Consider the following 10,235-nt stretch of genomic DNA (forward strand, 5'->3'; position numbering starts at 1 on the left):
GCGTTAACCATGCCGCTTGCCGGCATGGTTAACAGCTTTTTTTACGCGGATTTCCGATCGGCCATGGCCCTGTCTCTTCTCCACACCTCCGAGCCCACAAGACTATACGATGCATCTGGGGGGGGGGGTTTTTTTTTTGGGGGGGGGGGGGGTTTTTTTTCTTTTTTTTTTGGGGGGAAGGATATCAGGGGAAGGAAGGGGAAACCCCCTCCCACCTGGAGGCTGCGCCAAGCTGCCGGGTCAGAGGAACCCGAGTTGCTTCATCAGATCGCCGATGGCCTGCTCCTGGGCTTCCAGGAAGCTGCGGAAGTCATCGCCGGAATTGTGGATGTTCACCCAGCCGTTGCGGGCGCGCACCTCTTCCCATTCGGCGGTGCCGTACATCTTCTCCAGCGCCGCCTGATAGGCCGCCAGCTTGTCCTCGGGCAGTCCCGGGGCCGCAAAGAAGCCGCGCCAGTTGACGAAGGTGGTGTCCAGCCCCTGCTCCTTCATCGTCGGCGCATCCGGGTAGCTGTCGACGCGTTCGTCAGAGGTGACGCCGATGATCTTCACTTCGCCCGCATTTGCCAGATCAATGGCCTCGGAAAACCCGGTGCTGAGCGCCGCGATCTCGCCCGACAGCAGCGCCGCCATCGCCTTGCCGCCGGCATCATAGGGAATGTATTTCACGGCCGTCGGGTCTTCTCCCGCGGCTTCCATCACCATGGCCGCGACCAGGTGATCCATACCGCCCGGCACCGAGCCGCCGCCAACCGCTGTTCCGCGCGGGTCCGCCTTATAGACTGCCAGCAGATCCTCCATCGAGTTGATCGGGCTGTCCTTGCCCACCACGATGGCGGCATAGTCGCCGATGGTGCCGGCCACCAGCGTCAGGTCGCGGAAGTTCTGCGGAAACACACCAGTCAGCGAACGGATCACGATGGGGGTGGAGTTCACCATCAGCGTGCCATGCTGGCTGGCGGCGTTTTCGATCAGATAGCCAATGGCCTTGCCGCCGCCGCCGCCGGACATGTTCTCATACGACGCTTTGCCGACCAGCCCGGAAGCGGTCAGTGCTTCGCCTGTGCCGCGGGCCGTGCCGTCCCATCCGCCGCCTGCGCCGCCCGGAATCAGAAAGTGGATGCTGTCCAGCACCTGTTCTTCCGACTGTGCCGGTGCGCCAAACGCCAGCGCTGCGGCTGCCGCGGCGATCGCGGCCCGGCGCGTCAGTGTCCATTTGCTCATTTTGTCCTCCCATTTGACAAACCGCGGTCGCGCCGCTCATGACTGGAAGAGATCACGGCAAGCTGACATGGACCTGTCATGACCTGTGCCGAAAGGATGAACTGCCATGCGTTTCCTGCTGGTTGAGGACAATGAGAGTCTGGCGAATGCCATCTTGGACCGCCTGCGGCTGGATGGGCATGTAGTTGACCATGCGCCGGATTTTGCGACTGCCGCGGCTTTCTCCGGGATAACCGATTACGACCTGATTTTGCTGGATATTATGCTGCCCGACGGGGACGGGCGCAGCTTTTTGAAATCCCACCGGGAGGGCCTTGGGGAAACACCGGTGATCGTTCTGACGGCCAGGTCTGAGGTCTCTGACCGGGTCGGGATGCTGGACCTGGGCGCAGATGACTACCTGACCAAACCTTTTGATTTTTCAGAGCTAGAGGCGCGCTGCCGCGCGGTGCTGCGCAGGCGCGGGGGCGGCAGTTCCAACGTGCGGCGATTCGGAAATCTGCAGTTCGATCCAATGGCCGGCACCGTCTCCGCAGGCGGGAAAACCATCTCGCTACGGAACAAAGAGCTGCGCTTGCTGGAGGTGTTCCTGAACGCGCCCGGCCAGATTTTCCCGAAACCCAAGCTGGTGGACCGGTTGTTCTCTTATGAGGAGGATGTCTCGGAAAACGCCATTGAGGTTTATGTCGCTCGGTTGCGCAAGCACCTGGCAGGCACCGGTGTACAGATCACGACGGTCCGCGGCCTTGGATACCGGCTGTCTCTGGAATGAGCGGCGGAGTCAACATAAGCGGCTCTATCCGGCGCCGGCTGCTTCTCCAGCTCGCCGGCAGTGCGGCGCTGCTGGCCGCGCTGCTATTCTTTGCAGTTCTGGGGGTGGTGCGAAAGGCTGCTGAAGAAAGCCATGACAGAATTCTGCTGGCGTCGGCCACTTCGATCCTGGAGTCCGTTTCTGTCCATTCTGGAAAGGTGGCTGCAGACATTCCTTATGCAGCGCTGTCGATGCTGGGAAATGTCAGCGATGACAGGGTGTTTTACAGGGTTTCGGGAGGGGGTGGCGTGCTGACTGGCTATGGCGACCTGCCGCTTGGGACGCCGCAAGGGCTGCCGCTGTTCGAAACCGTCAGCTACAAAGGAGAGAGCGTCCGCGCAGTTACGATTTCGCGCCGCCTGGCAGTTCAGGGGGAACCTGTGGCCGTGCAGGTGTCCGTTGCCCAGACCCGGCAGGGGCAGGCAGCAGTTCTGGCGAGGCTGTCGCGGACCGCGTTCTATCTGGGTGCCGGGTTCTTTGTGCTGGCCTTGACCCTTGCGGTGTGGTCGGCGCAGTCCAGCATCAGGCCGCTCAGATCTTTGGCCGAAGCCGTTTCGCGAAGGGGCCCTAGAGACCTGCGCCCAGTGACGCGGCCCGTTCCCTTGGAAATGTCACCGCTGGTGTCTTCGCTCAACAGCTTCATCAGCCGGCTGCAAACTTCATTGACCCGCTCAGAGGATTTCATTGCTGAAGCGGCGCACCGTGTACGCACGCCGCTTGCCACGGTGCGGGCACAGGCCGAGGTAACCCTGATGCGGGTCGAAAAGGAACAAAACCGCAGCAGCTTGCGGGAAATGATCCGTGCCATAGACGAAAGTTCCCGCGCGGCAGGGCAGCTGCTGGATCATGCAATGGTGTCCTTCAGGACCGACAGCCTGGAGCTGGAGGATACCGAACTGACTGAATTGGCCTGCGACTTGACCGACCGGTTGCGTCCGGTGGCTGAATTGAAAGACATTGATCTTTTCTTCGAAGGTGCCGAGGGGCTGCGGATCAAAGGTGATCCGGTTCTATTGCAAAATGCCATCCGCAATATTCTGGACAATGCCATCAAATACGCTGGGCGGGACAGCAGCGTCTGGGTCCGCACCGCGGTTTTAGGCCCTATGGCTGCGGTTGAGGTCGTGGACCAGGCCGGCGGCTTTGCCGGCGAAGATGCAGAGGCTCTCACCGGCCGTTTTGTACGCGGCGCAAACGCCAAGGGCACGATCGGGTCGGGGCTGGGCTTGACAATCGCCAGAGAGGTCGCAGAGGCCCATGGCGGCAGTCTGACAATAAAAAACAGCACTTCAGGAGCAGGCGCATGCGTTTCGCTGTCTTTTCCGCGTTTTTAACCCTGGGCCTGATTGCTGCTGGGGCTGCGATTGCTTTCGAGGTGGAAGAAAGGCATTGGCTCGGCCCGGGAGACGGCACGCCACTGCGGATAATCTCGACCACTGACACAGAAATTCTGGCCCCGCTGATCGAAGGTTACCTGCAGAAACATCCTGGAGTTGCAGTGGATTACACGGTTGCCAACAGCAGCGAGGTGATGACTGCAGTTCTTGAAGGTGAGGAGCAGTTCGATGTTGCTCTATCTTCGGCCATGGACCTGCAGACCAAACTTGCAAACGACGGTTTCACCCTCCCGCACAAGTCTGCCGCAACTGCACTAATTCCGGATTGGGGGGAGTGGCGCAGCCACGTCTTTGCGATTTCGCTCGAACCCGCGTCAATCGTTCTCTCGGCGGCTGAATTTTCCGGAGCAAGTCAGCCGCGCACACGCCAGGATTTGATTGCCCTGCTACGTGCGCAGCCGGAGCGGTTCCACGGCAAGGTCGCGACCTATGATGTGTCACTCAGCGGGCTGGGTTATCTCTTTGCGACACAGGATGCCCGCACGTCAGAAACCTATTGGCGGCTGATGGAAGTGCTGGGAAGCCTTGAGCTGCAGTTGGCTTGCTGTTCCGCGAGCATGATAGAACGCGTAGCTTCAGGAGAAGTCCTCGTAGCCTATAATGTCCTGGGCAGTTATGCACGGGCGCGCCACGATCTCAGCGGCAAGATCATTGTGATTGATCCGGAAGACTATACTCATTTGATGATGCGGTCCGCCGTGCTGCTGAAAGGAGGGCTGCAGCCCGCCCTGGCCGGCAGTTTTATTGACCACTTGGCTTCGGCCGCCTGGTCACGGCCTCCAGATGGCAACTATCCGTTCAGTCAGCCGCCGGTTGCCTTTGCGGACTCCGCAAGCTCAAAGCGGCCAATCCAGTTCGGACCCGGTCTGCTGGTCTATCAAGACCGCGAAAAACGTGGGCGGTTCCTGGCGGAATGGTTCAGCGCGGTTCGCAAAAACCGCAGTGACCAGTAGCGTCCATCGGCTGGCAGGACCTGGAATTTTAGATTGTTAGGCCGTGATCATCTATAGGCTCAGCCTATGACTTGATGGGTATATTCGATTTCTCTTGATGTGTATTTCTGTCAAACTGCCAGACACTAAAAACAATAGGTCCAAAACGCTCCGTCAGAGAGTGCCGGGCAAAAGTATGAACCAACAGAGGACAACAAATGAAACAGAAAGCGTCATTTCTAGCTGCATTAGCATTATCAGTGGCAACTGCCGGCTCTGCCCTGGCCGAAACCGAGCTGACAGTCTACACGGCGGTCGAGGCTGAGGATCTTGCACGCTATGCGGAGACTTTTAATCAGAGCCATCCGGACATCAAAATTAATTGGGTAAGGGATTCCACTGGGATCATCACCGCCAAGCTGCTGGCCGAACGCGACAATCCTCAGGCGGATGTGGTCTGGGGGCTGGCGGCTACCTCCCTTCTACTGCTGAAATCCGAAGGAATGCTGGAGGCTTATGCGCCTGCCGGTGTCGATCAGTTGGATCCGAAATTCGTCGATGGCGACAACCCGCCCAGCTGGGTCGGCATGGACGCCTGGGTGGCCTCTGTTTGCTATAACACTGTGGAGGCAGAGAAGCTTGGCCTGACACCTCCGACTTCATGGAAGGACCTCACCGATCCCCAGTATGCAGGCCACGTAATTATGCCGAACCCGAACTCCTCCGGCACCGGCTTCTTGGACGTTTCCAGCTGGCTGCAGATGTTTGGTGAAGAAGCGGGCTGGAATTACATGGACGCGCTGCACAAGAACATCGCGCGATACACCCATTCCGGTTCCAAACCCTGCAAGCTGGCGGCGGCCGGCGAAATCCCGATTGGCATCTCTTTTGCTTTCCGTGGTGCCAAGTCCAAGGCTGCAGGCGCACCGCTGGAAATCATTGTGCCTTCAGAGGGCGTCGGCTGGGACATGGAGGCTACTGCCATCGTGGCTGGCACCGCAAATCTGGAAGCGGCGCAGACATTGGTCGACTTCACGGTCACCAAGGAAGCCAACGAAATGTACAACACTGGCTATGCGGTTGTGGCTTACCCGGGCGTCGCCAAGCCGGTTGAGTATTTCCCCGAAGGGCTGCTGGCCGCGATGATCGACAATGATTTCGAATTTGCCGCCAACAACCGCGCCGCAATCCTCAAGGAATGGCAGGCCCGTTACGACGGCAAGTCGGAAGCGAAATAAGCCTTCAGGGGCGGATGGTTAGACTTCCGCCCCTCTACCTTCCTGAACTTCACTGCCCATGCCCTGAGCCATGCCGCCCGTTGACAACAGACAGGGTGCCGCGTTGGCATATGCAAGGACCAACGACGTGCTTCAAATGACCCCGCCAAAAGAAACCTACCTGAGCATCCGCGACCTCTGGAAAGCCTTCGGCAGCTTCATCGCGCTGAAGGACATCTCCCTGGACGTAACGGAGGGCGAATTCATCTGCTTCCTCGGTCCCTCGGGCTGCGGCAAGACCACCCTGCTGCGCGCCATTGCAGGCCTGGATCTGCAATCTAAGGGCACCGTGACCCAGGGCAGTCAGGATGTGTCCAACCTGCCGCCGTCCGAACGCGACTTCGGTATCGTGTTCCAGTCCTATGCGCTGTTTCCGAACCTCACCATCGACAAGAACATTGCCTTCGGCCTGGAAAACGCAGGCCGCAGCAAGCAGGAAATCAATACGCGCGTGGCTGAACTTCTGGAACTGGTCGGCTTGCCGGACCAGGGCCGCAAATACCCGGCCCAGCTGTCCGGCGGCCAGCAGCAGCGGATTGCCCTGGCACGCGCCATAGCCACCAATCCAGGCCTTCTGTTGCTGGATGAGCCGCTGTCGGCGCTGGATGCCAAGGTGCGTGTCCACCTGCGGCACGAGATCAAGGAACTGCAGCGCAAGCTGGGTGTCACGACCATTATGGTGACCCACGATCAGGAGGAAGCGCTGGCCATGGCCGACCGCATCGTGGTGATGAACCACGGCGTGATTGAGCAGGTCGGCTCTCCTACCGAAATCTACCGCGAGCCGGCCAATCTGTTTGTAGCCGACTTTATCGGCGAGATGAACCAGATCAGCTCTTTTGTTGCCAAGGGCGGTCGTCTGGCGGTGGGGGAAAAGACTTTTGCTTGCCTGCCGCATGACTTTTCCGACGGCACCCAGGTCATTGCCGCCATCCGGCCCGAGGATGTGATCCCGCATGAGGCCGGGTATCTGGAAAGCAGCGGCAACCGAAACTGTATCGACGTTCAACTGGCCGAAATGGAATTCCTCGGCTCCTTCTGGCGCTGCCGCCTGACCAATGAACGCTTCGACGGCAAAGAACTGATTGCCGATTTCTCCATCAACGCCGTGCGGCGCCTGGATCTGGAGGCCGGCTGCCAGATGGAAATCGAACTGCCCGACAACCGCCTGATGGCGTTTGCGCAAGACGGGCAAGGGGCGTAACGCAGATGACTGATACCACGCAATCCATCATGGCCGCTGGCCCGGTGATCAAGGGCAAGCTGAGCCGCGACGATATCATCATGCGCGGCAGCATGATCATCATCGCGCTTTATCTGGTCGTGTCGCTGGTCTTTCCGCTCTATGCAATGCTGTCGAAGTCCTTCTCCACCTACCGGGTGGAGCTGTCGCAGTATGAATTCCAGGTCAGCGATGAGGCGGGCCAGTTCGATGGCAGCATTTTGACCGGCGCAGACCTGAACACCCGCAGCGGCACCTTTGCCGATGCCGATCTTTCCACGGGCGCCGACGGGCGGCTGCCGGTCACGGGCTTCTTTCCGGACTTCAGCTTCCGCAGCCCGGTGATGTACCAGGTGCGTAATACATCTGACACGGGCCGCTTTCTGATCGGCTCCAACCTGCAGACCGGCACCGAATGGGTCACACTCGACTCCAACACCTTCCGCCGGGTTCAGCTGCGCCCGGTGCAATCGCGGGGCCTTGATAACTTCGTCTCCTATTTCTCGACGCCGGCGCTGTTCAACTCGATAAAAAACTCGCTGTGGATTGCGGTGCTGAGCACGGTTGTGACCGTCTCGCTTGCCTTCTGGTTCGCCTACGCGCTGAATCGCAGCTGCATGAAGTACAAGGGCGTGTTCCGTCTCATCGCCATGGCGCCGATCCTGGTGCCGTCGCTGCTGCCGGGTATCGCGCTGGTCTACCTGTTCGGCAATCAGGGCATGATCAAGGAGCTTTTGTTCGGCGCCAGTATCTACGGGCCGATAGGCATCGTCATAGGCTCGGTCTTCTTCACCTTCCCGCATGCCTTCATCATCATTTCAACCGCGCTGGCCATTTCGGATGCGCGGCTCTACGAAGCCGCGGCTAGCTTGCGTTCAACACCTTGGCGCACCTTCTGGACCGTCACGGTTCCCGGCGCGCGCTATGGCTTGATCTCGGCGACCTTTGTGGTCTTCAACCTTGTGATCACCGATTTTGGCCTGCCTAAGGTGATCGGCGGCCAGTACAACGTGCTGGCGGTCGACATTTACAAGCAAGTGATTGGCCAGCAGAATTTTGAGATGGGCGCGGTGGTCTCGGTGGTTCTGGTGATCCCGGCAATCCTCGCCTTTGCCATCGACCGCATGGTGCAGTCCAAGCAGGTGGCGCTTCTTTCGGCGCGCTCGGTCCCGTATGAGCCGCAACCGAACAAGAAGATGGATCGTATCTTCTTTGCCTACTGCACCCTGATCGGCATCTTCATTGCTGGACTGCTGGCAGTCTGCCAATTTGCGGCATTGATCAAGTTCTGGCCCTACGACCTGAGCCTCAGCCTCAACAACTATCAGTTCGACAAGATGGATGGCGGCGGCTGGGGCTCCTATGTGAACTCGATCAAGCTAGCGCTGATGACGGCTATGGCTGGCACCGCCGTGGTGTTCTTTGGTGCCTATCTGGTGGAGAAATCCAAGGGCTTCCGCACCGGGCGCGCCATTTTCCAAATGTTTGCGATGCTGCCAATGGCGATCCCGGGCATGGTTCTGGGATTGGCCTACATCTTCTTTTTCAACAACCCCGCGAACCCGCTCAATGCTATCTACGGCACTATGGCGATCCTGGTGGTCTGCACCGTCACCCACTTCTACACGGTGTCGCATCTGACGGCGGTCACCGCCCTTAAGCAGATGGACCGGGAGTTTGAATCCGTCGCTGCCTCGCTCAAGCAGCCGACAATGAAGCTGTTTGCCCGCGTCACGGTGCCGGTCTGCCTGCCTGCGGTGCTGGACATCTCCATCTACCTCTTCGTCAATGCGATGACGACGGTGTCGGCGGTGGTGTTCCTTTATTCGCCCAAGACAACGCTAGCGTCGATTGCGGTGCTGAACATGGATGACGCAGGCGACATTGCGCCGGCGGCGGCGATGGGGATGATGATCTTCTACACCAACGCGCTGGCCCGGGTCATTCACCTGCTGGCGTCCCGCGGCATCCTGCGCCGGACCCAAGCCTGGCGCAGCCGCTGATAACAGGGGTGTCCCCCTGATGCTACCCCTGCTGTGCACTGGCAGCAGGGGGTTCTTTTGCGGCTTGGATGCTGCTGGCAAACTCCATGAATGCGCGGATAACCTTGACGTCCTGGCGCTGGGTCAGAAAGAGGATGCTTTCACTCATCGCCAGTTCCGCGTCCTGCAGGGTAAACTTGGCCAGCCGGTCATCATGGCCGTATTCAGCCTCTGAGACAAAACCGATACCAGCCCCGGAGGCCACCAGTTCGCGCACCGCTTCCCGGCCTTCGGCAACGATGGCAGGCTTCAGCTCAACACCGCGGCGCTGGGCTTCCGTTTCGATATTCTGCCGGGTCTTGGATCCTTCCTCGCGAAAGACCAGCGGCAGCCGGGCCAGCTCGCTGAAGGACAGGCTGGTTTTCTCCTCAGGCAGAAGCCCGCGCGCCGCAAAGGCGACAATGGCGGTCGCACCGAGGTTCATAACCGTCATGTCACGGCCCGGAGTGAGGCTGCCTGCGACGCCGATCTCAGCATTGTATCCGCGCAGCTCCTCCAGAATCTCGCCGGTGTTGCCGCCGCGGAGCACGATGGTGACATTCGGATACTTTTCCCGGAACGGGCCCAGAAAGGCGGTCATATGCTGCGCCGAGTCAGCAATGATCCGCAGCTCCCCTTCTACGGCTGCGCTGGACTCGGACAGATAGTCCTCAATCTGGGTTTCCACTTCAAAGTAGCGTTTGGTTAGCTGCAGCAAGTCTTCACCCTCACGGGTCAGGAACACCCGCTTCTTTTCCCGGTGAAACAGCAGCACATCATGGTCCTGCTCCAGTTTGCGGACCTGTTCCGACACGGCTGGCTGCGTCAGATGCAGGGCCTCGGCTGCACGGGAAAAGCCGCCCAGAAGGGCGACATGATGAAAGGCTTTGAGCTGGCTGTGGCGCATTTTCCGTCCCGTTCCATTCATAGGTTCTGCCTATAGTTAGATTGTTTTTTGCGATTTTACATATGGAATTTTGGGGGACAAAGATGCCTTGAGATGGATTTTGGAGATTTCGGATGAGAGTTTGCAAGGATCCGCTGGAAGGTCCGCGGCAGGGAGAGCCGTATCTTCTGACGCCCGGTCCGCTGACGACGTCTTATGCGGTGAAGGCGGCGATGCTGCGGGACTGGGGCAGCTGGGATGACGATTTCCGGGCGATGACGCGGGAAATCCGCCGCCGCCTGCTGTCGCTTCTGGGGGCGGGGGCGGAGGATTTCGACTGCGTGCCGATGCAGGGCTCCGGCAGTTTTGCGGTAGAGGCGATGCTGGGCTCCTTCATCCCCGGCGATGGCAAGGCGCTGGTGCTGGCCAACGGGGCCTACGGGCAGCGCTCGGCGCAGACGCTGG

The 10,235-nt window shown here is 59.5% G+C and carries 8 protein-coding genes and 1 pseudogene; 7 read left to right on the top strand and 2 right to left on the bottom strand.

All coding sequences use genetic code 11. From position 1 onward, the window contains the following. Positions 1-240 precede the first annotated feature (240 nt). Complete coding sequence (locus ACXAHG_RS23010; RefSeq protein ID WP_475061097.1) at positions 241-1,224, bottom strand: tripartite tricarboxylate transporter substrate binding protein; 984 nt, start codon at positions 1,222-1,224, stop codon at positions 241-243. A gap of 106 nt (positions 1,225-1,330) precedes the next feature. On the opposite strand from ACXAHG_RS23010, the gene ACXAHG_RS23015 reads away from it, so the two are divergent. The 6 genes from ACXAHG_RS23015 (at position 1,331) to ACXAHG_RS23040 (ending at position 8,866) form a co-directional block, all read left to right on the top strand. Next, positions 1,331-1,996, top strand: a complete 666-nt coding sequence (locus ACXAHG_RS23015) for a response regulator transcription factor (protein ID WP_475039313.1) — start codon at positions 1,331-1,333, stop codon at positions 1,994-1,996. Next, positions 1,993-3,369: a sensor histidine kinase gene (locus ACXAHG_RS23020; protein WP_475039311.1), complete on the top strand. Its 1,377-nt coding sequence runs from the start codon at positions 1,993-1,995 to the stop codon at positions 3,367-3,369. The genes ACXAHG_RS23015 and ACXAHG_RS23020 overlap by 4 nt, the downstream gene beginning before the upstream one ends. Beyond that, positions 3,339-4,385 carry an ABC transporter substrate-binding protein gene (locus tag ACXAHG_RS23025; protein WP_475039309.1) on the top strand — a complete coding sequence of 349 codons (1,047 nt, stop codon included), beginning with the start codon at positions 3,339-3,341 and terminating at the stop codon, positions 4,383-4,385. The genes ACXAHG_RS23020 and ACXAHG_RS23025 overlap by 31 nt, the downstream gene beginning before the upstream one ends. A 197-nt stretch (positions 4,386-4,582) precedes the next feature. Continuing rightward, a complete protein-coding gene (locus ACXAHG_RS23030) occupies positions 4,583-5,602 on the top strand; it encodes a putative 2-aminoethylphosphonate ABC transporter substrate-binding protein (protein ID WP_475039308.1) in 1,020 nt (339 codons plus the stop codon). Between the two features lie 136 nt (positions 5,603-5,738). After that, positions 5,739-6,845 carry a putative 2-aminoethylphosphonate ABC transporter ATP-binding protein gene (locus ACXAHG_RS23035; protein WP_475039307.1) on the top strand — a complete coding sequence of 369 codons (1,107 nt, stop codon included), beginning with the start codon at positions 5,739-5,741 and terminating at the stop codon, positions 6,843-6,845. 5 nt (positions 6,846-6,850) lie between these two features. Beyond that, entirely contained in the window at positions 6,851-8,866 is a 2,016-nt protein-coding gene (locus tag ACXAHG_RS23040) for a putative 2-aminoethylphosphonate ABC transporter permease subunit (RefSeq protein ID WP_475061099.1), read from the top strand. Positions 8,867-8,888: 22 nt separating this feature from the next. On the opposite strand, the gene ACXAHG_RS23045 is transcribed toward ACXAHG_RS23040, so the two are convergent. Then, positions 8,889-9,791, bottom strand: coding sequence for a LysR substrate-binding domain-containing protein (locus ACXAHG_RS23045; protein ID WP_475061102.1), 903 nt, complete (start codon positions 9,789-9,791; stop codon positions 8,889-8,891). Between the two features lie 113 nt (positions 9,792-9,904). On the opposite strand from ACXAHG_RS23045, the pseudogene ACXAHG_RS23050 reads away from it, so the two are divergent. Continuing rightward, a pseudogene (locus ACXAHG_RS23050) lies at positions 9,905-10,235 on the top strand (2-aminoethylphosphonate--pyruvate transaminase); the annotation flags it as partial.

The organism is Leisingera sp. ABD4_442, from assembly GCF_056160905.1.